Here is a 19,459-nt window from a genome sequence, read left to right as displayed (position 1 = left end):
GGAGAAAAAATATGTTCATTACCAATGAATCAGAAAAAGAATTCCGTTTTGGGGACAGCGGACCAAAATATTTGATGAAAGGACCGCGCATGAATTTTGCAGTCGTACAGTTCCAGCCAGGTGAGGATTTCACCGCTCACTACCATAACGTAATGGAGGAGGATTTCTTCATTTTGGAGGGAGAGATCAATATTGTTGTAGATGGAGTCGTCCACCATTTAAAACAGGGAGATTTCATTCACATTGAACCTTCAGAAGTTCACTACTGCTTTAATCCATACAAGAGCAGAGTAAAGATGATATCCACTCTGGCACCTTATCAGCAAGTGGATAAGGTGGAAGTAGAAGACTATACGTTTTAGATTTCGAAAATGGTACCCTGATTCATCAGGGTACCATTTATTATTTTTATGAAATGCCTTTGTCTATCGTTAAACATTTATCAATAAAAGCTTTTTCAATTTCATTAATATTGGAGGAACCTTCCGTACGGGTGTAATAGCAGGTGGAGTCCCCGTCCAAGGAACCTACAGACAGGGTAAAGGATTCTTCCGAGCCATTCTTATCATAAGTATAGGTAATGACCGCAGCCGGCTGATCAAGGCCGTAGCCTGCTAATTCGTTGTCCTGCACCTTATAATTGGAGCAGCTCTTTACCTTTAAGCCGCTTAAGGAATCAGCCAGGACATTTAGGCCGGAATTATCGGAAAGCTTGTTGTCCGGCGAATCCGCAGAATCCCTGTACCATTCGATCGTCCCATCTTTCTCATCCAGCTTCTTTTTTACATAATCTTCACTGACGCCTGCCTTTGTTATTGTAATACTCTTTATGTCAGCTCCGGAAACTGCCGGGAACTCCTCCAGGACCATCAGATCATTTAGTCCTGTGCCGGTTTCATTGTACAGGGTGGAACTGATGAGATAAGGGGTATCCTGCCCTTCCAGTGCTGCATAATAATCCCCGTCACCGGTGGCATTGCCAAGGAGGATCACGGATTTCGTTCCATCCTCTGCTGCTGCAGCGATCTTTCTTATGGGCTTATCCAGACCATAGGCGCTTAGGCTGTCTCCGCCTTCCAGCCTCCGCAGAGCTTCAAGCTTTGAAACCGTGGAAGCAAGGGAATCCATTTCCTCCTGTTTTACCGGGAAAAGGTCATCTCCGTCATAGCTCCATTTGCCATCCTTTTTTGTAAAGGACAGCTCCTGTCCGTCTAAATCATAGGAGAGACTGGAAACATTGGTAAGGTCGGTGAGATAGACCTTCTCTCCCTCCTCCTTCTCCTTCGCCTGTTCCTGGGAGCGGTTCAGATACTGGCCCACTCCCACATAGACCACACACAGGGCCGCCAGAGCGGCCGTTCCATAGAAAAGACCTCTTTTCTTTTTCATGTTTCAGCCTCCTTTTACAGACGTCTGCGCTTCAGCCAGATCATCAGCCCTGCTGCCAGTGTCACCACCGGGATAACAAATATAAACAGGATTCCCCACATGCCTCCATGGGTAACGGTGTTATAGGTCACATCCAGGCTCTTGGCAGGAATGGATACATTGGAAACATCATCAAAATTAGATGTAACTGCATTCATGAACAGATTTAAATTAGTTAAATTGGTAAAGCTGGTGTTCAGCCCTTCATCGATAAGGGATGGGGTAGTGAATACGGTCAAACGTGCCGTTCCGGAACTTAAAGTCTTCTCTGATACGGCTCCCAGGATATAGGTTCCTTCTGTCTGCTTATCGGCCGTTACCAGCATACCTCCATCACTGGTCTCCATAAAAGGAGTTACTTCCACTCCTTCCGGCAAATCCTCTTTCTGGGTCATAGCTGCGGACTGAAGGACCAGGGCTGCACTTTTTCCATCAATGCCGTTTGTCACTTCGCTTCCTGCCTGAATGGTTGGGAAGATATAATAGGGATTGTTCTGATAAAAGTTCTTGGTATCTGCTGCAAGTCCATTTTCCAGATTCAGGCCGTAATCGCTCATAAGGGCACTTAAGTTCGGGCGGTCCTTTTCTCCATAACCGGCAAGGATCAGAACCCTTCCCCCTTTATCCAGGTAATCAGAAATCATCTTCTTTTCATCATTCGCCAGGTCTGATGCCGGAGCATTGAGGAGCAAAAGTTCACAATCCTCAGGAATGCTTCCTCCTGTCAGTAGATTCAGAGAGTTTACGGTCAGATTAGACTTTTTTAACATATCGGAAGCCGTAGCTCCAAGGGCTGCCTCTCCATGGCCTTCTGTCACGTAAACCGTTTTCTGCACATCGTTGATCACATGGGAAATGGCCCCGGTAATCTGACCCTCTCCGTCAAATTCCGTTTCCTTTGACTGTCCATAATAATAGTAAGACATTTCATCCATTTTAATGATATCCGTCAGTGGGATGGATTCTGTCCTTCCTGTGGAATCGCAGCTTACCAAAAGCGTGTTATCCTGCGCCTTAAGCTTTTGTACCTGGTCCGGATGAAGAACGGAATCCACGGTCACTACCTTGATGTGGCCGGATAAATCCTCGTAGCGTTTTATAAAGCTTGTAATCCGCTTATCCACAGAGTCCGGATCGGCCACCACATAAATCGTAACATCCGTATCAAGTGCCTTAACAAGATCCTTCGTGGTTCCGCCCAGGGTATAGATCGGGCTGCTGCTCATATCCCATTGCCTTACCTTCTCCGGAAGACGGCCTACGATAAGGTTTAATATTACCACGGCTGCTATGACAATCAACGTTAGGATTGCCGTGTAGCCTCCTTTTTTTAATTTTCTGGTCATCTCCATCCTCCTAACTCCATCTGCGTTTCTCTATGGACTGTACGGTCAAGAATACCAGCAGGAATATGATGCTGATATAGTAAACCAGGCCGCCTGCATCAAAGATGTCATGACTGGCAAAGTTCTGAAACACGTCGGTCACTGCTATCTTTTCCAAAACATTTGTCAGTGCACGCTCAAAAAGGCCCTTTTTTACAAGGTACAGCACTGCAATGCAGAGGACTCCTGCTGCTTCCAGACCGGCTGCAAGGGGACCATGGCCCGTCATTCGGGACACCGCAAAAACCATCCCTGACCAAAGAATCAGAAACCCTGCTGCTGAGCCAACCGCCGATGTAGGTAAAAATCCCACAAGACTGGGCCATAAAAGCAGAAGAAGGATGATTCCAAAGGTCCCTACCGCGGCAATGATCTGGCTTTCTGTTAAGGAAGAAATAAACATCCCGATGGCAATATAGACACAGCCCAGCAGGAAAAAGGCCAGTAAAGAAGCATAATCTGCTTTTAAATTTGCATTTCCGTTCAGCTTGATGATGAGAGGACAGATTCCGGAAAGCAGTACCGGGACGGCAAAGACGGTTATCATGGAAAGATATTTTCCAAGAACCATCTGGGCAACGGATACCGGGGAGGTGAGCAGAAGCTGGTCTGTCTTCGTCTTCCGGTCATCTGCAAAGCTTCTCATGGTAAGCACCGGAATGCCGATCATGATAATGGTCACCATGCCAGACAGAGTATATGAAAAGTAGGGGTATCCGCTCATCATGTTATAAGCCATAAAATAAATTCCTATAAACAGAACCATAAAGGCGATAAATACGTATCCGGTCATGGACTGAAAGTAGGCTTTCAGTTCTCTTCTATAAATTGCTGCCATTATTCTTCATCCCCCTCTCCGTCTTTCATTTCTTCCGTAAGGTCCGCCTCTGAAGGCTCCTCTTCATAATCATCTGTTTCAAGGCTTTCGCCTGCCCCGGCAACCTCTGCCGCTCCTTCTCCTGTCAGTTCAAGGAACACTTCTTCCAGGGACGCCTTTGTGGTCTGCATGGATAGAATGGGAAGCCTCTGGCCGGCAAATGCAAAGAATATGGTTTCCCGGATATCCTCTCCATCTTCTTTCTCTTCCGCTTCTGTACAGATGCGGAATTCTGCCCTGTTTATTCCCTCTTCTCCGCTCTCCCGTACAGACACATCGGCTGCCTGGGGAATGGCTTCCAGTATTTCAAGGATCTGTTCTTCTGTCCCTTTTACTAAAAGCTCCATTCCGGCAGTTCCGGCCATCTGGCGTTCCAGATTCTCCGGCGTATCGCTGGCAATCAGTCTTCCTTTGTCAATGATCATGATATGATCGCATACTGCGCTGACCTCGGAAAGGATATGGGAGCTTAAAATAACCGTATGTTTCTGTCCAAGCCTGCGGATGGTATCCCTGATTTCGATGATCTGTTTAGGATCCAGTCCAACGGTAGGTTCATCCAGAACAATGACCGGCGGAAACCCTAAAACGGCCTGGGCCAAACCTACACGCTGTCTATAGCCCTTTGATAAGTTGCGGATCAAACGGCCTTTTACATCCACCAGTTTGGCAAGCTCCATGACCTCATAAACAGCTTCATTCCTCTCCTTTTTCGGTATTTTCTTCAATTCGGCAGCAAACTGCAGCTGCTCTTCCACAGTCATATCCACATAAAGCGGCGGAAGCTCCGGCAGATACCCGATACACTTCTTTGCTTCCTCCCCATCTTCCAGTATATTATGGCCATTGATCAGCACATCACCCTCCGTGGCTCCGATGTACCCGGTCATAATGTTCATTGTGGTGGATTTTCCGGCCCCGTTTGGCCCTAGAAATCCATAGATCTGGCCATCGTTGATCGTAAAGCTTAAATGGTCCACAGCCAGATGACCGCCGTAATCCTTTACCAGATTTCTGACTTCAATCAACTCTCTCTCCTCCTGTCTTATATGCATTTTGCATCCTTACTTAGGGTAAAAGGGAATTGTGAAAATTGTGTGATATATTCTTGTTGATTGTGTGATAAAAGTATGAAATATTTCGACAAAATAAAAAACAAAAAAGCCTGGGCAGCTTCTGCTGCACAGGCAATCAAAATAAAGGGATCGGATCAAGTCCCCCGCAGCTTGCTGCGAGGTATTTGATTTATCTTATAATAAAACATATACTGCTGGAGGATCCCGGCATATCCCTGATACCGTTCCAGGGGAAAGCCCTGAGGATAGTGAAGCTCTAAGATCTGTTTTACGTGGGTATCCACAGGAAAAGCCCCCACATGGTGAAGCCCGAACAGGCAGATGCAGTCTGCCACCTTCCTTCCGATTCCATACTGCTCCATCAGAATGCTGTGGGCATTTTTATAATCTGCTTCCTTTAAGCATAAAAGCCATTCCTCTCCTTCTGGACCGCTGCACTTCTCTGCAATTGACAGGATGTATTTATCCCGGTACCCCAGACCCAAACCTGACAATCCCTTAAGGCCCGCCAAAGAAAGGCTCTCCGGCTTAGGAAAGGCATCAAAGCTTCTTACCGTTTCTTTCCAGCTCCCGTCAGAGGACATGGCTAGACCCAGCCCTTTCTTTTTGTCTCCGAACCGTTTGCACAGCTCCTTAACACTGCCTGTGATACGGGTGATGTTGTTATTCTGGGAGATCAAAAAAGTCACCAGCATCTCCCATAAATCCTGATGAAGGATCCTGACACCCCAGCCCCATTCCATGGCTTTCCTAAGATATGCATCTTCAGAGTCCACATGTTTTTTATAGCCGCCGTAATCGGTCTGCAAATCAAAATAACCGGCCCATGTTTCTTTAAACTCCTTCTCTCCGCAGGAAAATAAGAAGCTGTCTCCATCTTTGACTGCTTCCACATATTCTCCCGCAGCTGCGATCGACCAGACTCCGTTTTCGCCCTCCCGTTCTTCCATGCGGAAGCACTGGCCGGACCTGGCAATCTGTTCAAAATCCATATCCTTTATCTGAATCCGGTACATAATAAGCGTTTCTCCATTTCATTGCAAAGCCATAAGGCCTTATGTTTCCAGGTCATTCTTAGTTATCATTCAAATGGGACAAAAATTCTTTCAGCCGCTTCACATCTCCGTCCTCAAAACAGTACCCATCCATGCCGCAGGCCCTTGCCCCCTCAATGTTCATGGGCAAATCGTCAATAAAAAAGCATTCCTCCGGCTTTAATTGGAACCTATCAAACAAATGGCTGTACATTTCCTTTTGAGGCTTCAGACACTTTACCTCAGCGGAAAATAATCTCCCGTCAAAATGTTCAATTCCTGGGATGATATTATAACAGGTCAGCAGACGAAGGGAAGCATTGGAGCAAAGATAGATGCCATATCCCCTCTCCTTAAGCTGTCCTACCAGTTCCCCCATCTCCTTATCAGGCCACATATTATATTCATGCCAGTGCTCAAGGCAAAGAGCTGCCATTTCCTTTGCATGGGCAGTATCCAGACGCGCCTGCATCTTCTTTAAAGCATCTTCCTCTGAGATCAGCCCCATATCCAGAAACAGCCACTCCTGAGACTCGAATACAGCGATTCTAACTGCCTTCCTCTCTGCCTCATCCTCAATAAAATGCCTGCAGACAATATCTCCATCGTAATGTACCAGCACTCTGCCCATGTCAAATACTATATTTTTAATCATGATTTTTCTCCTGTAATAATTCATTTTTCTTTTTAAACCAGAAATAATAGGGTACCTCATAAAGCAGCATACAGGCCCAGCCCGCCAGGCATGCATAGGGAACGCCATTCATTCCCATAGACGGAACCAGCAGGATGACCAATGCCACCCGGACGGAAATCTGGATCAGGGTGGAAATCAGGGTGATGGACATATTTCCCATTCCCCGGAAAAAACCCTGGATCCCATTGGTAAACGCCGGCAGCAGATAAAAAAATGCCATAAGGTGTAAATATTCCGCCCCAATCCTTACCATGGTCCCATCCCCATTGGGCACAAATAATCTCATCACCGGTTCCTTCACCAGCAGGATGACAATGCATATGATCGCCCAGTAGCCTGCTTCTATGAAAAGTCCGGTCCGAAAACCTTTCTTTACCCGTTCTCCATTACCGGCTCCACGGTTCTGTGCCACAAAGGTCATCATACCGCTTGAAATGCTTTGTTCCGGAGTAAAAGCAAAGTCATCCACCCGGTTCACTGCCTGAAACGCGGCTATGGTGCTGACGCCCAGAGGATTTATGACTCCCTGTATCAAAAGTTTGCCGATAGGCTGGCAGGATTGCTGCAATGCCGTGACCGCTCCATGCTTGACCGTAAGACTTAAAAGCTCCCGGTCCATACGGAATTCCTTTGGCTTAAGTTTAAGAAGGGGAACCTTCCTATATATGTATAAGATACACAGAAGAGCGGAAACCGCCTCCGCAATAACCGTAGAAAATGCAGCCCCGAAAACTCCCATATGAAACACTGCCACAAATACCAGATCCAATAACGCGTTTAAAACCGAGGCCATAGCCAGAAAGTGGACCGGAGTCTTTGAATCGCCCACACTCCGAAGGGCAGAAGCCACTCCGTTATAAAAAAAGGTAAAAGGCGTTCCGATTAATATGACCTTTAAATAAACAGCCGCATCTTCTGAGATTTCCTCCGGTACACGGAGAAGCCTTATGATCCCGCCGGAAAAAAGCAGCCCCAGGCCCGCAATGACCAGGGAAAAATAAAAACCAAACATAAGGGTGGTCGCTATCTCCTGTTTTAACCTTTCATGGCTTCCTGCTCCAAAAAACTCACTCATCAGCACCGAAGCACCGATGCAGATCCCCGTAATTCCCAGGATCACAATGTTCATGACCGGGCCTGCGGCACCAACTGCTGCCAGTGCCTCTTCTCCCGCAAACCGTCCTACCACAATGGAATCTACCGCGTTATAGGTGAGCTGGAATAAATTTCCCAAAACAAGCGGAATGGAAAACCGTATCAGCCCGGAGGAAATATTTCCTCTTGTCATATCCTTCATCATATCAGCCTGCCCCTTTGGCGGATCAATAGCTCCTTAGCTTGTCACTGCCATCATCCTTTGTATTTTCCAGGCGTTTTACCACTACGTAGTAGCCTGTATTGTCATTGACCTTTACATAGACCCGGTCGCCTACCTTATGTCCCATAACAGCCCTTCCCAAAGGAGACTCAGAGCTGATAAGGCCTTTCATGGAATTTCCACGGACGGTTGTCACAAGCTTGTAGGTCTCCTCCTCGTCATCATCCTCAAAATACAAGTCAACCGTATTATAGAGCCCGATCTCATCGTCTTTGGATTCTTCGGATATGACCTGGGCCGTCTTTATCATCTTCTCCAGATAACGGATCCTGCTTTCATTCTGGTTCTTATCCTTTTTTGCGGCATGATATTCAAAGTTTTCACTTAAATCCCCATGAGCTCTTGCTTCTTTTACCGCTTCCAATGCTTCCTTTCGAACGACCAGCTTCCGGTGGTCTATCTCTTCCTGCATTTTCTTAATATCATTTTCCGTTATTTTGTCAAACACGTTGTTCCTTCCCTCTTTCTACATTCTACTATAGGATTTGTCATACCTTCTTCTGGGCAATTACTTCAATACGACCGGAAGCAGTCCCCACATGACGGTATGATCTTATGGAAAGTCCGCATTTCTCCGCCAGAGCCTCTATGCCACTGTCCGTAAGGCAAACCTCCGCCGCTTCTCCCTTCCATATGGAAGCTCCCTTTTTTTCCAGATTTTTAATGGATTTATCCAAATCCGGACCATCAAACCAGAGAATCCCATCCTCTGCCAGATACTCCGCCGCCTGGGTCAGGATCATTTTCAAATCCTGAGTACGGGAGATCCGGTCAATGAGGACGATCCGGTAGGCCTCCTTACCGCCTTCTATCCGTTCATCGTCTTCCTCTAAGGACATGGCCTGAGGATTATATCCGGCCTTTCTGGCCTCTTTATATAATGGGCTTTTCTCTTCTCCAATAAATAGCATGGTTCCTTCTGCTGCAACTTCACCGATGTCGGCTAAAAGCCGCTCGCATCTTGCCTTTGTGCGGTGAGAGCCCTTCTTTGTGTTTACAAACCGGCTTTCTTCCCTTGCAAGATAATAATTTCCGCAATCCCTGCACTTCATAAAGACCCGGACAGGCTCCAGTACATATTCATCCGCCTCTCCGCCTTCCATATAGAACACTGCTCCATAATGGGGGACACCTTTCCCTGAGCAGACTGGACACCGCTCTACTTCTGCCGTCATTAAGTTCCGAAGCTCTTTTAACGCTGAAAAATACCAGCGGTACAGTCTGTTTTTAAATTCCTGGTCGAAAACAAACAGCCGGGTCCTTATGACTTCCGCCATCCATTTCGTTTCATGGACCACCGATTTATCTGCCATAAATCCGTCTAAACTCTCCTCCAGAGTGAGAAGCCCTGTGACAGTATCCTCTTGCAGCCGTTCATTTTCCTTATAGGCCATAAGGTGTTCGATTCCTTCCACAACACTGCTGCATAAATTGACCATTACCAACAGCTGATTCATTCTGCCTGTTGCCATACCATTTCCCTTCTTTCAGTTGCCTGTCTTGTCCATGCATACTCTTTTATATTATCATTTTTAAGGGGTGAAAAGCAAGATGCAATCAAGAAAACCGAAAATCAGTACCCGGGAGCCGCCAGCCATGGTTCCCGGGTACTGATTTCACTGAAATGATTGTCCATCGGATATTCGCAATCCGTTTACTACTTGATTAAGTTAAATTTATAAAAACAATTCGCCTTACGTAATATTTCTGCTGAATAAATCGGTTTCTTCCAGCAGGCTGTCAATGCTGTCAAGGTTCAGGCGGTGCAGCAGCTCGATCACATATGGATTCTCCGCCGGATGCACATAAGTCGCCTTTTCTCCGTAATCATTGACAAGTTCTGTTCCCTGATCCACTCCTAAAATGGACCTTGGTCCGCCGACGCAGCCGCCCACACAGCCCATGCCTTCGTAAAAGTTTGCCTCTATCTTCCCATCCATAATATCCTGGATCATCTTCCTGCACGCAGGTACACCATCCGCCTGTTTAGTACGGATTTCTGTTTTTTTATTGGGATTAATGGCTCTTACCGTACTCTCTACCGCTTCACTGACCCCGCCCTTTCTGGCGTAGATCCTTCCGGCCCTTGAAGAATGGTCCTTTTCACTTTCCTCCATGACAGCCGGATCGATTCCAAGGGCATCAAATATATTCTTTACCTCCTGGAATGTAAGAACAAAGTCAACCGCACCGGCCAGATCCTTTTCCCTGGCTTCCGCCTTTTTGGCAAGGCATGGTCCAATAAATACGGTCAGAGCATCGGGATGGAGTTCTTTTACAACTCTTGCGCAGGCAACCATGGGCGATACTGAGCCAGGCACATGAGGAACCAGCTGGTGATAGACTTTACGGATCATTCCGATCCACATGGGACAGCAGCAGCTTGTCAGCTGGAAGTCATTGATATCATTGATATTTTTATCAAATTCAAGGGCTTCTTTTAAAGTAAGGATGTCCGCAAACAGGGCAACCTCCAGCATTCCGTCAAACCCAACCGCTTTTAATGCCGACCTAAGCTTACCGGGAGTAACCTCCTTTGAAAACTGGCCTAAAAATGCGGGAGCTATCATTGCATATACCAGTCCCTTGGAGCTTCTTATCGCTTTTAAAGCCGGGATAATGTCCGTACTGGCTGTCAGTTTTTCCGGTGCGCAGCCTTCAATGCAATTTTCACAGCCCAGGCACAGCTCCGGATCAACAGTGACCCCGTCCTTTCCGATCCCCAATGCGCCGAAAGGACAGCGCTGTAAGCATTCCTCCCGTTCCTCTTTGGAACATGTGCAGGTTCCGGTGCGGATCACTACCGGGTGCTTCGTAGGATTCAAAAGACAGTCCAGATGATGAGGATCGTATGAGGTTTCCAAATCCATCTCCGGATCCAAATTATCATCTAGTACGGACTTCACCAAACTTTCATACAACTGCTTAAATGTCTGCATAAGATACCTCCCGCAAGTATGTTTCGATTTTCTTTATAGTACTGATATTTTTATCAATTCCGGTGATTATATGATAGTTATTATTATAATACTTTTTCTTCATCCTTACCATACCATTCATGGGGAAGATGATAATTCCAGGAAAATTATGGTTTGTGGAAATAATCATTGTTTTTTATTCATTTTCTATTTTCCCAAAAATTCTTTTTTTATATGCAAATGCTCAATTTTTCCCGTAAATTCTCCGTCTACGAAATCAAGCTCTATGATATATGGCATCCAATCCATGATCCGCAGGAAAGAATCGCAGTCATAGTCTGTATCATAATAATTCAAAATACTGCTAAGTGCAGTTCCATGGGTTCCAATGACTATATTCCTGCCATCCTTGTCTCGAAGGATTTCCTTTAATGCAGCCACATTCCTGTCCTGTACCATGGCAATTGATTCTCCGCCCTCCTCATGAAAGTCATGATCTTCCCAACGCTTTCGAAACAATTCATGATGATTCCCGTTTCTCCCGCTTTCACGTTCACGGAGACGTTCATCTGTGATGATCTCCTTTTCATAATGCGCTGCCGTTTCCCCTATGGTGTCCAAACTCCGCTTATATGGACTGCAATAAAAGGAATCAATATTTTTATCCTGCAAAAATTCCAGCACCTTCCTGGAGTCTTCTCTGCCTTCCATTGTCAAAGGCCTGGTCTTGTCATCCTCCCAGGCATGGTCCGGCTGTGCATGACGTACCAAATACACTCTTGTCATTATGCTTTATCCTCTCCCTTTGTCTGTTATTTATCACATGAAATCCATTTCATGATTCTACGGTATCAGCCGGTTAATATCTCTTGGAAACAAGGTGGAAAACCGTACATTCTCCTGTTCAAGCAGCTTGCATGTAAAACGTTCCAGGCCCAGGCCCAGTCCTCCATGTGGCGGCATCCCATATTTATGCATCATAAGATAGCTTTCAAATAATTCTGTATTCATGCCTCTGCGTTCCATTTTCTCAATCTGTTCCTTATACCCATGAATTCTTTGACCGCCTGTTGTTATTTCCAGTCCCCGGAATAAAAGGTCAAAGCTTAAGGTTTCCTCTTCATTCTCCACGCTGTCCATGGCATAAAAGGGTCTCTTTTGGCTTGGATAATGAGTTACAAATACAAATTCACTTCCTGTTTTCCGCTTAATCAGCTCGTAAAGAAGTTTTTCTTCTTCCGGCTCAAAATCATCAAAATCTTTTATCGGTCTATGATACTCCTTTGAAATCAATTCTTTTGCTTCTTTAAATTTAATTGCCGGAATTTCTTTGATCACAGGCAGCTTCACTTTTAACAGCCTTATTTCATCTCCATATTGTTCCTTTAAATGTTCCATTACATGTTTTAGCATCATCGTTTCCATCTGCATAATATCTTCAAAGCTGCGAATGTACCCCATTTCAAAATCCACGCTTGTATATTCATTCAAATGCCTGGAGGTATCATGTTTTTCCGCCCGGAAAACCGGAGCAATTTCATACACTCTTTCAAAGACGCCTACCATCATCTGCTTGTAAAACTGCGGGCTTTGAGCTAAATATGCCTCTCTGCCAAAATAGTCTAACCGGAAAATATTAGCTCCGCCTTCAGCGCCTGCATAAACGATTTTAGGCGTACGGATTTCTGTAAATTTTTCCTTTTTTAAGAACTCACGTATTCCATAAGTGATCCCTTCCTGCAGTTTAAAAACAGCCCGTTCTCTTTCGTTGCGAAGTGTAACCGGCCTGAAATTAAGCAGTGTTTCCATAGAAGTATCTACACATTTATTATTAATTACAACCGGGCTTGGCTCTTCCGGCTTTGATAATATCTCTATCTCAATCATCTGAAGGTCATAGCCTGTTCTGGATCTTTCTTCCCCTTTGACACAGGCAGTCACGATTACGCTGCTTTCTTCCTTTATTCCATCAAGAGAAAACCGGGAAACTTCTTTCGAATAAATGCATTGAACCACGTTCCGTTTCGTTCTCAATAGTACAAAAGCAAAATCGCTCATTTTCCTGATTTTATAGATACTTCCATGAATCCTTATGGTTTCACCGATATGGTTTATCAGCTCCTCCGCCTCAACGGTTATCTCTTTGATCTCTCCGATAATACTCTTCATTGTTTTCCTCCTGGATTTTGATTATTCTATTTTATTGCCTAATATATCCATGAGGACATCATCAATATGTCCCATATGATCACAACCTTTCCTTTTCTCGTATGGGTAAAAAAATAGAACCACACGAGCAAATTAAATTTACCAATGTGGTCCTTAAATATTCTATCCACATAGGCGCAACGCTTTTAGCGCTTGCACCTGCGGTTCGTCACAGATACAAGCGCTGTCAATCGTCGTCCCAATTCAACTTTTTAAGTTGTTGATGTTGATTCATAATAGCTGCCTCCACTTATAGTTTGATACAGGTTATCACAAAGAGCTTATATTGTCAAATGAAATATTCAATGGTATCTGCCGGTTTCTTCTGTGTCACGCTGTTAAAAATGATGACAGCCTCTCTTGTTTCCTTGGGTCCAAGGGCATAAGTCCCCTTTCCCGTATCATTAAACATTTCCCATGGCACACACCGGTTCCTATGGTAAGGCATATCTGTGATCAGCTCCAATCCCTTTTGCTTAAAAGGTTTCTTTCTGAAATATGGATCAAATAAATAAACATTTTGACTATCGGCCCCTGTTACCAATACATAGTGCCAGCAGCCATACATCACCCGCGCCACCACAACTCCGTCCTGCTGCAGGCCATACATAATCTTGCTGTTTTCTCCCATATACACTTCATCCCCAGTCAGATATTCACTTTGAACCGGGAATTTTTTCATCTTTCCGAATTGGTTGATCCAGTTGCTAAAAAACATCATAGCCATACGTGAGGTTCCATTTTTCCCGAACTCCCCCTTGGCATTATAGGAATCGAGACAAAAAAGCATAATATGTTTGATGATATCCGGCGGAATCTGCTCCCGGGTGAAAAGGTAACTCATTGCATTCAGTAATGTGGTCGGGCCGCAGTCGTATTCCGTGACCTGATAATTTAGCGGATTTTTCATATTGGGGTTCACTTCCTTCAAAGATTTTCATACACGGTTACCAGTCATATGTTAAAAATACCGGGTATACTCATAATAGCTTTTTAGCATTACAGGAGCCAAACGATATTCCTTAGTCAATCAGATATTCGCAATCTGGCCCCTACTTGATGAGGTTAAACTCACATACCATATTTCTTTCTTATAAGCATTATTTGTATCATTTTAACACACTATTGTCAATATATTTTCATCTGGTATGAATACCTTTTATATTCTGCAGTCACAACGCGAAAACTCTTATGACACTGATGATTATTCCTTTAATCGGTTCTGCAACTTGAATCTCTACTGGCAGATCGTCTGGGTGGTTCACTATAACATTGTGCCACAAAACTTAACCGTTATTACATGAATTCAATTTATTCCGGTGAAATTCGGCACATAAGAAAAACTCCTTGAGAGAAACTCTCAGGAGTCTTTTTCTATCCTGCAGCTTGCAGGCAATCCTTGTCTTTTGGAAAATAGCTGTGAGGCTTAAAGTTACCCTTTCAATTGTTCTCTTAGTTTTTTCTTTAACTCTTCCAATTCTTTTGAAGATGGTTTATTTTTATCATCATACATAATTTCTGCCAGTATCCACCATCACTTTGCATTGCAGTCCGGTAGCAACAGGATCATCAAACCAAAGTGTATAGACTTTAAAGACATCAATATCTAACAATTGATTAAGACCTCTTAAGTTCTCGATTACGTATATACCATTCTTCTCCAACATCCTGTCAGCAGGTTCATGCTCTTTTCCACGGCGTATTCCCGGGCAGTCAATTCCCAAAAAGCGAAGCGGTTGATTCGTAAGCCATTGGATCAGCTCATTGGATAACTGCGGATGATCTCGGAAATAATCAGCGGTACCATACTTTTCTTTTTCACTTCGACCAGTGTATATGAAAAGAAAGGCATGTTCCGGTATGTGTAAATTCTTAATATCAGAGAGGGATATTTCACGATCTTCTGCAATATCTGATACATCCCAAAGAATACCCGGGCACGTAATGTAATCTAGTGGGATAACACTTTTCTCATAGGTATCTAAATGTGTTCCCAAATGTCCTGCGGCAATATGGCGGTTTTCCTGCGTGGAGAGCCATTGCTCCATTAAGCACTGATCCACTTGTGTTGTCAAATCATATTTCATAGCGATTCCTCCTGTATTTTGGCTTTCAGATAGTTATTAAACTTTTGTAAAAAGTCAAGTATTGCTTCTTGCTCCTTTATTGGAACAGAATATAAAAAGGCAATATCCCGTTCTTCCCATTTCGTATGAGCAACCTCATGTTCTTTATACAGAACCTCTCCTATAGAGGTCAGCCGATAGTAAATTTCTTTTTTATTATCCGGGAGAACATAACGCTCGATAAGACCCTCCTGCAGCAAACGCTTAGCAAGCCTTGTAACTGCACCTCGAGTCATAGAGAGAAGCGCGGCGAGCTGCACTCCATTTGGGTGTTCAAGCTTTCCGATCGCTTCAATACAATGCAATTCTGAATTACTATATCGTGAATTTAAACCACTATTTATAAGATTGCTAAGCATATCCTGATTGTTATAAAGCTGCGTAAACTGTTGAAGTATTTCCCGCTCCATTTTATATCTCCTTTTTGTTTCCTAGTAAGCAATCTTATGATAACACATCAAATTATTGTTGTCAAGTCAACAAAAATAAAATTCAAACAACAGCAAACAATTCACGCACAAAAATGGGGAACAGGATAAAATATAATCCAGTTCCCCGCTCTCGTCCATTTCATATTACAGCAAAATCGACTCCACTATTTTCTTAAATCCCCATCTCTTCCTTTACACGCTTAAAGCATTCTACAGCAAAATCCAAATCCTCCCTGGTATGGGCGGCAGATATCTGAGTACGGATTCTTGCCCTTCCTTTTGGAACCACCGGATAGCAGAAGCCGATGACGTATACGCCGCGCTCCAGCATCCTTGCTGCAAATTCAACGGCCGTCTTTGCATCATACAGCATAATCGCCACAATCGGATGATCACTTTCTATAATATCAAAGCCTACTTCTTTTATCTTCTCCCTGAAATAACGGGTATTTTCATGAACGCGGTCCCTGTACTCCGTGCTCCGCTCCAGAATTTCAAAAGTCTTTATGGCACCGCCGGCGATTGCAGGAGCTACGGTATTGGAAAACAGATACGGTCTGCTCTTCTGGCGAAGCAAATCCACGATTTCCTGTCTGGCGCTGGTATATCCTCCGCTGGCTCCACCCAGAGCCTTGCCCAGTGTACCGGTGATGATATCCACCCGGCCCATGACGCCGCAGTGCTCCGGAGTACCTTTGCCAAGCCTTCCCATAAATCCTACCGCATGGCTGTCATCCACCATAACCAGTGCGTCGTACTTGTCAGCCAGATCACAGATTGCTTTTAAATCAGCCACAATGCCATCCATGGAAAATACACCGTCTGTGGCAATCAGACGTATCCTGGCATCCTGGGAATCCTTTAAGCACTGTTCTAACTCCTCCATATTATTATTGGCATAACGGAAGCGCTTTGCCCTGCATAAACGCACGCCATCGATGATGCTGGCATGATTTAATGCGTCGCTGATCACCGCATCCTCCTCTGTCAGCAGTGTCTCAAACAAGCCTCCGTTAGCATCGAAGCAGGAGGAGTACAAAATCGTATCATCCATTCCCAGGAAGGAAGAGATTTTTGCTTCCAGTTCTTTGTGTATCCCCTGGGTTCCGCAGATGAAACGTACGGAAGACAAGCCATATCCCCATGTATCATAAGTGGCTTTGGCCGCCTCTATAATCTCCTGGTTGTCAGAAAGTCCAAGATAATTGTTGGCACACATATTGATGACATTTTCTGTCTTCGTAGTATTGATTCTGCTCCTTTGAGGAGTTGTGATAATGCGCTCTTCCTTATAAGTTCCGTCTTCTCGGGCCTGTTCCACCGCTTCTTTATAATAGTTTAATGCTTTTTTCATAATATCACTTCTCTCCTATCGTTCATTTTCCATGTCTGGCTGAATAACCTTATCTATGTCAATCCGTTCGTCCCATCCTCTATTAAATCTTCGTCCAGTCCAGAACTACCTTTCCGCACTGTCCGCTGTTCATTACGTCAAAGCCCTTCTGGAACTCCCGGAAATCAAACTTATGGGTGATGATCTTCTCAATTTCAAGGCCACTGTTTAGCATAGCCATCATCTTGTACCAGGTTTCAAATATTTCCCTGCCATAAATTCCCTTTAACTGCAGACAGTTGATCACGATCTTATTCCATGGCACCACTGTATCACTTCCCTGAAGTCCCAGCACTGCAATCTTGCCGCCGTTGTACATATGGTCAATCATGGAAGTAAACGCCTGGCCGTTGCCGGACATCTCAAGTCCGACATCAAAACCTTCCTCGATATGAAGCTCTTGCATCTTATCATCCAAGCTCTCCCTGGCTACATTGACAGTATGGGCACCGCAGATTTCCCGGGCAAGGTTCAGCCGGTAATCATTGACATCCGTGATCACCACATGTTTGGCTCCCACATGGCGGCAGATCGCTGCAGCCATGATGCCGATGGGACCGGCTCCTGTGATCAGCACATCCTCTCCCACCATATCAAAGGACAAAGCTGTATGTACCGCATTGCCCAGAGGATCAAAAGAAGAACATAATTCCTCAGGGATTCCCGGCTCACAGATAATCACATTGGTCTGCGGAATCACCAGATACTGTGCAAATGCACCGTCACGGTTTACCCCTACACCGACGGTATTTTTGCAAAGATGGCGTTTTCCTGCTTTACAGTTACGGCAGTGTCCACATACGATATGGCCCTCTCCCGATACGATATCGCCGATTTTATATTCCTTCACAAGGCTGCCCACTTCCACGATTTCTCCTACAAATTCGTGTCCGATGGTCATCGGCGGTTTTATCGTCTCCTGAGACCACTTATCCCAGTTATGGATATGTAAATCCGTACCGCAGATTGATGTGTAGTGAATCTTGATCTTCACATCATTTTCCCCTGTGTCGGGAATGGGGACCTCTCTAAGCGCCAGCCCACGCGCCGCCTGTTCTTTTACAATTGCATACATCATTCTTTCTTTCATTGTAACCTCCACCTTTCTTAATTGCTTTATATGTCTTTGTGAGACGAAAAATGTCTTTTATGTACAGACATATTCCTATTTAATGTCTCCCCCTCAGGGACATAATATCATGAATGACGGTAGATTGCAATCCCTTTTCTTATGATTTTCGGTAAGAAATTCAGAGGGAAATACGCAAAAAAAGATGGCTTCCAAAATGGAAACCATCTCCTTATATATACTATATTTTTGTTCTTGTGAGTCATAATCCAGGAAAGCTCATGCACACCCAAATTCCCGATATACAATGGCTTTGAAGCGTTCTCAGAAACTCGGAGATTATCTCTTTGAGAACTGTGGAGCACGACGGGCTGCCTTTAAGCCGTACTTCTTTCTTTCTTTCATTCTTGGATCTCTTGTTAAGAAGCCTGCCTTCTTAAGAATCGGGCGATATTCAATATCTGCCTGAAGCAAAGCTCTTGAAATACCGTGTCTGATTGCACCGGCCTGTCCAGTGAATCCACCGCCGTGAACGTTAACCAGAATGTCAAACTTATCAACTGTCTCTGTAGCAACTAACGGCTGACGAACAACAAGCTTTAATGTTTCAAGACCTAAATACTGGTCAATATCTCTCTTATTGATAGTGATCTTGCCTGTACCTGGTACTAAATATACTCTAGCGATAGATTTTTTTCTTCTACCTGTTCCGTAAAATTTTGCATTAGCCATGATAACTTCCTCCTTTCAGCACCTCTGATTAAAATTTGAACTCTAAAACTTCTGGTTTCTGAGCTGCATGACCATGCTCTGCACCTGCATATGCGTGAAGTTTTGTTATCATGCTTCTTCCTAAAGGTCCCTTGGGAAGCATTCCCTTAACAGCCAGTTCAATAACTCTTTCAGGCTTTTTAGCCATCATTTCTCTTAAAGTTGTTTCTCTCATACCACCTACATACTCAGAGTGGTTGTAGTAGATCTTCTGATCTAATTTCTTACCGGTTACGGTAATCTTATCTGCATTTACAACGATCACATAATCGCCGCAATCCATATGCGGTGTGTAGATCGGTTTATTCTTACCTCTTAATACTTTAGCTACTTCTGAAGCCAAACGTCCTAATGTATATCCTGTAGCATCAACTACGTACCATTTTCTTTCAATTGTTGCTGGACTAGCCATAAAAGTCTTCATTGGACAACCTCCTGTAAATTATGGTTTTTTTAAGCATAACTATATTGCAAAATGCTCACTCCGGGGCTTTGGCTGAACATTTTCGTCTAACGTCACAGTTATACATTATATTACATTCAGCCGGAAGTGTCAACCTCTTTTCCCATAAAATCAAGGTTTTTCGGCCTGTTTTGTGTCACATACCATACCTGACTCTCAGGATCAGCCTGAAAAATATAAAATCCGTAGGGCTTTCCCAAAATGA

20 protein-coding genes are annotated in these 19,459 nt (G+C 44.4%); 1 reads left to right on the top strand and 19 read right to left on the bottom strand.

Annotated elements, in window-relative coordinates; all coding sequences use genetic code 11:
- Positions 1-11 precede the first annotated feature (11 nt).
- Positions 12-362, top strand: a complete 351-nt coding sequence (locus RT269_RS09855; RefSeq protein ID WP_313182258.1) for a cupin domain-containing protein — start codon at positions 12-14, stop codon at positions 360-362.
- A gap of 46 nt (positions 363-408) precedes the next feature.
- Here RT269_RS09855 and RT269_RS09850 read toward each other — a convergent pair whose 3' ends face one another.
- The 19 genes from RT269_RS09850 to rplM form a co-directional block, all read right to left on the bottom strand.
- Positions 409-1,389, bottom strand: coding sequence for a DUF4340 domain-containing protein (locus RT269_RS09850; RefSeq protein ID WP_313182257.1), 981 nt, complete (start codon positions 1,387-1,389; stop codon positions 409-411).
- Positions 1,390-1,403: 14 nt separating this feature from the next.
- Positions 1,404-2,774: a GldG family protein gene (locus RT269_RS09845; protein WP_313182256.1), complete on the bottom strand. Its 1,371-nt coding sequence runs from the start codon at positions 2,772-2,774 to the stop codon at positions 1,404-1,406.
- A gap of 10 nt (positions 2,775-2,784) precedes the next feature.
- Positions 2,785-3,651 carry an ABC transporter permease subunit gene (locus RT269_RS09840; protein ID WP_313182255.1) on the bottom strand — a complete coding sequence of 289 codons (867 nt, stop codon included), beginning with the start codon at positions 3,649-3,651 and terminating at the stop codon, positions 2,785-2,787.
- Positions 3,651-4,718, bottom strand: coding sequence for an ABC transporter ATP-binding protein (locus RT269_RS09835; RefSeq protein ID WP_313182253.1), 1,068 nt, complete (start codon positions 4,716-4,718; stop codon positions 3,651-3,653). Before RT269_RS09835 ends, RT269_RS09840 begins: the two co-directional genes overlap by 1 nt.
- A gap of 182 nt (positions 4,719-4,900) precedes the next feature.
- Positions 4,901-5,782, bottom strand: coding sequence for a DNA glycosylase (locus tag RT269_RS09830; RefSeq protein WP_313182252.1), 882 nt, complete (start codon positions 5,780-5,782; stop codon positions 4,901-4,903).
- A gap of 58 nt (positions 5,783-5,840) precedes the next feature.
- Positions 5,841-6,455: an HAD family hydrolase gene (locus RT269_RS09825; RefSeq protein WP_313182251.1), complete on the bottom strand. Its 615-nt coding sequence runs from the start codon at positions 6,453-6,455 to the stop codon at positions 5,841-5,843.
- Positions 6,448-7,797: an MATE family efflux transporter gene (locus tag RT269_RS09820; RefSeq protein WP_313182250.1), complete on the bottom strand. Its 1,350-nt coding sequence runs from the start codon at positions 7,795-7,797 to the stop codon at positions 6,448-6,450. The genes RT269_RS09825 and RT269_RS09820 overlap by 8 nt, the downstream gene beginning before the upstream one ends.
- Before the next feature lie 22 nt (positions 7,798-7,819).
- Entirely contained in the window at positions 7,820-8,323 is a 504-nt protein-coding gene (gene greA, locus RT269_RS09815) for a transcription elongation factor GreA (protein WP_313182248.1), read from the bottom strand.
- A 40-nt stretch (positions 8,324-8,363) separates the two neighbouring features.
- Positions 8,364-9,347 carry a hypothetical protein gene (locus RT269_RS09810; protein WP_313182247.1) on the bottom strand — a complete coding sequence of 328 codons (984 nt, stop codon included), beginning with the start codon at positions 9,345-9,347 and terminating at the stop codon, positions 8,364-8,366.
- Between the two features lie 222 nt (positions 9,348-9,569).
- Positions 9,570-10,814: a [Fe-Fe] hydrogenase large subunit C-terminal domain-containing protein gene (locus RT269_RS09805; protein ID WP_313182245.1), complete on the bottom strand. Its 1,245-nt coding sequence runs from the start codon at positions 10,812-10,814 to the stop codon at positions 9,570-9,572.
- 186 nt (positions 10,815-11,000) lie between these two features.
- Positions 11,001-11,579 carry a histidine phosphatase family protein gene (locus tag RT269_RS09800; protein ID WP_313182243.1) on the bottom strand — a complete coding sequence of 193 codons (579 nt, stop codon included), beginning with the start codon at positions 11,577-11,579 and terminating at the stop codon, positions 11,001-11,003.
- 57 nt (positions 11,580-11,636) lie between these two features.
- Positions 11,637-12,962: an aspartate--tRNA(Asn) ligase gene (gene aspS / locus RT269_RS09795; RefSeq protein ID WP_313182242.1), complete on the bottom strand. Its 1,326-nt coding sequence runs from the start codon at positions 12,960-12,962 to the stop codon at positions 11,637-11,639.
- Between the two features lie 328 nt (positions 12,963-13,290).
- Entirely contained in the window at positions 13,291-13,911 is a 621-nt protein-coding gene (locus RT269_RS09790; protein WP_313182241.1) for a peptidase C39, read from the bottom strand.
- 595 nt (positions 13,912-14,506) lie between these two features.
- Positions 14,507-15,088: a cyclase family protein gene (locus RT269_RS09785; protein WP_313182239.1), complete on the bottom strand. Its 582-nt coding sequence runs from the start codon at positions 15,086-15,088 to the stop codon at positions 14,507-14,509.
- Positions 15,085-15,537 carry a MarR family winged helix-turn-helix transcriptional regulator gene (locus RT269_RS09780; RefSeq protein WP_313182238.1) on the bottom strand — a complete coding sequence of 151 codons (453 nt, stop codon included), beginning with the start codon at positions 15,535-15,537 and terminating at the stop codon, positions 15,085-15,087. The genes RT269_RS09785 and RT269_RS09780 overlap by 4 nt, the downstream gene beginning before the upstream one ends.
- A 193-nt stretch (positions 15,538-15,730) precedes the next feature.
- Positions 15,731-16,912 (bottom strand): glycine C-acetyltransferase, encoded by a 1,182-nt coding sequence (locus tag RT269_RS09775; protein ID WP_313182236.1) that lies wholly within the window; start codon positions 16,910-16,912, stop codon positions 15,731-15,733.
- Between the two features lie 82 nt (positions 16,913-16,994).
- A complete protein-coding gene (tdh, locus tag RT269_RS09770) occupies positions 16,995-18,041 on the bottom strand; it encodes an L-threonine 3-dehydrogenase (protein WP_313182235.1) in 1,047 nt (348 codons plus the stop codon).
- A gap of 318 nt (positions 18,042-18,359) precedes the next feature.
- Positions 18,360-18,752 (bottom strand): 30S ribosomal protein S9, encoded by a 393-nt coding sequence (rpsI, locus tag RT269_RS09765; RefSeq protein WP_313182233.1) that lies wholly within the window; start codon positions 18,750-18,752, stop codon positions 18,360-18,362.
- A gap of 28 nt (positions 18,753-18,780) precedes the next feature.
- On the bottom strand, positions 18,781-19,215 hold the full coding sequence (gene rplM / locus RT269_RS09760; protein WP_313182232.1) for a 50S ribosomal protein L13: 435 nt from the start codon (positions 19,213-19,215) through the stop codon (positions 18,781-18,783).
- Positions 19,216-19,459 lie beyond the last annotated feature (244 nt).

Source organism: Lacrimispora sp. (genome assembly GCF_032078915.1).
Lineage (GTDB): Bacteria > Bacillota > Clostridia > Lachnospirales > Lachnospiraceae > Lacrimispora.
Note: the sequence above shows the minus strand (reverse complement) of the source record. Positions and strands in the feature narration are given on the sequence as shown.

What these genes read in the sequence shown, in the direction of transcription:
- RT269_RS09855 (WP_313182258.1), top strand. Translation starts at nt 12, where the DNA reads ATGTTCATTACCAATGAATCAGAAAAAGAATTCCGTTTTGGGGACAGC.
- RT269_RS09850 (WP_313182257.1), bottom strand. Translation starts at nt 1,389, where the DNA reads ATGAAAAAGAAAAGAGGTCTTTTCTATGGAACGGCCGCTCTGGCGGCC.
- RT269_RS09845 (WP_313182256.1), bottom strand. Translation starts at nt 2,774, where the DNA reads ATGACCAGAAAATTAAAAAAAGGAGGCTACACGGCAATCCTAACGTTG.
- RT269_RS09840 (WP_313182255.1), bottom strand. Translation starts at nt 3,651, where the DNA reads ATGGCAGCAATTTATAGAAGAGAACTGAAAGCCTACTTTCAGTCCATG.
- RT269_RS09830 (WP_313182252.1), bottom strand. Translation starts at nt 5,782, where the DNA reads ATGTACCGGATTCAGATAAAGGATATGGATTTTGAACAGATTGCCAGG.
- RT269_RS09825 (WP_313182251.1), bottom strand. Translation starts at nt 6,455, where the DNA reads ATGATTAAAAATATAGTATTTGACATGGGCAGAGTGCTGGTACATTAC.
- RT269_RS09820 (WP_313182250.1), bottom strand. Translation starts at nt 7,797, where the DNA reads ATGATGAAGGATATGACAAGAGGAAATATTTCCTCCGGGCTGATACGG.
- RT269_RS09810 (WP_313182247.1), bottom strand. Translation starts at nt 9,347, where the DNA reads ATGGCAACAGGCAGAATGAATCAGCTGTTGGTAATGGTCAATTTATGC.
- RT269_RS09805 (WP_313182245.1), bottom strand. Translation starts at nt 10,814, where the DNA reads ATGCAGACATTTAAGCAGTTGTATGAAAGTTTGGTGAAGTCCGTACTA.
- RT269_RS09800 (WP_313182243.1), bottom strand. Translation starts at nt 11,579, where the DNA reads ATGACAAGAGTGTATTTGGTACGTCATGCACAGCCGGACCATGCCTGG.
- aspS (WP_313182242.1), bottom strand. Translation starts at nt 12,962, where the DNA reads ATGAAGAGTATTATCGGAGAGATCAAAGAGATAACCGTTGAGGCGGAG.
- RT269_RS09790 (WP_313182241.1), bottom strand. Translation starts at nt 13,911, where the DNA reads ATGAAAAATCCGCTAAATTATCAGGTCACGGAATACGACTGCGGCCCG.
- RT269_RS09785 (WP_313182239.1), bottom strand. Translation starts at nt 15,088, where the DNA reads ATGAAATATGATTTGACAACACAAGTGGATCAGTGCTTAATGGAGCAA.
- RT269_RS09780 (WP_313182238.1), bottom strand. Translation starts at nt 15,537, where the DNA reads ATGGAGCGGGAAATACTTCAACAGTTTACGCAGCTTTATAACAATCAG.
- RT269_RS09775 (WP_313182236.1), bottom strand. Translation starts at nt 16,912, where the DNA reads ATGAAAAAAGCATTAAACTATTATAAAGAAGCGGTGGAACAGGCCCGA.
- tdh (WP_313182235.1), bottom strand. Translation starts at nt 18,041, where the DNA reads ATGAAAGAAAGAATGATGTATGCAATTGTAAAAGAACAGGCGGCGCGT.
- rpsI (WP_313182233.1), bottom strand. Translation starts at nt 18,752, where the DNA reads ATGGCTAATGCAAAATTTTACGGAACAGGTAGAAGAAAAAAATCTATC.
- rplM (WP_313182232.1), bottom strand. Translation starts at nt 19,215, where the DNA reads ATGAAGACTTTTATGGCTAGTCCAGCAACAATTGAAAGAAAATGGTAC.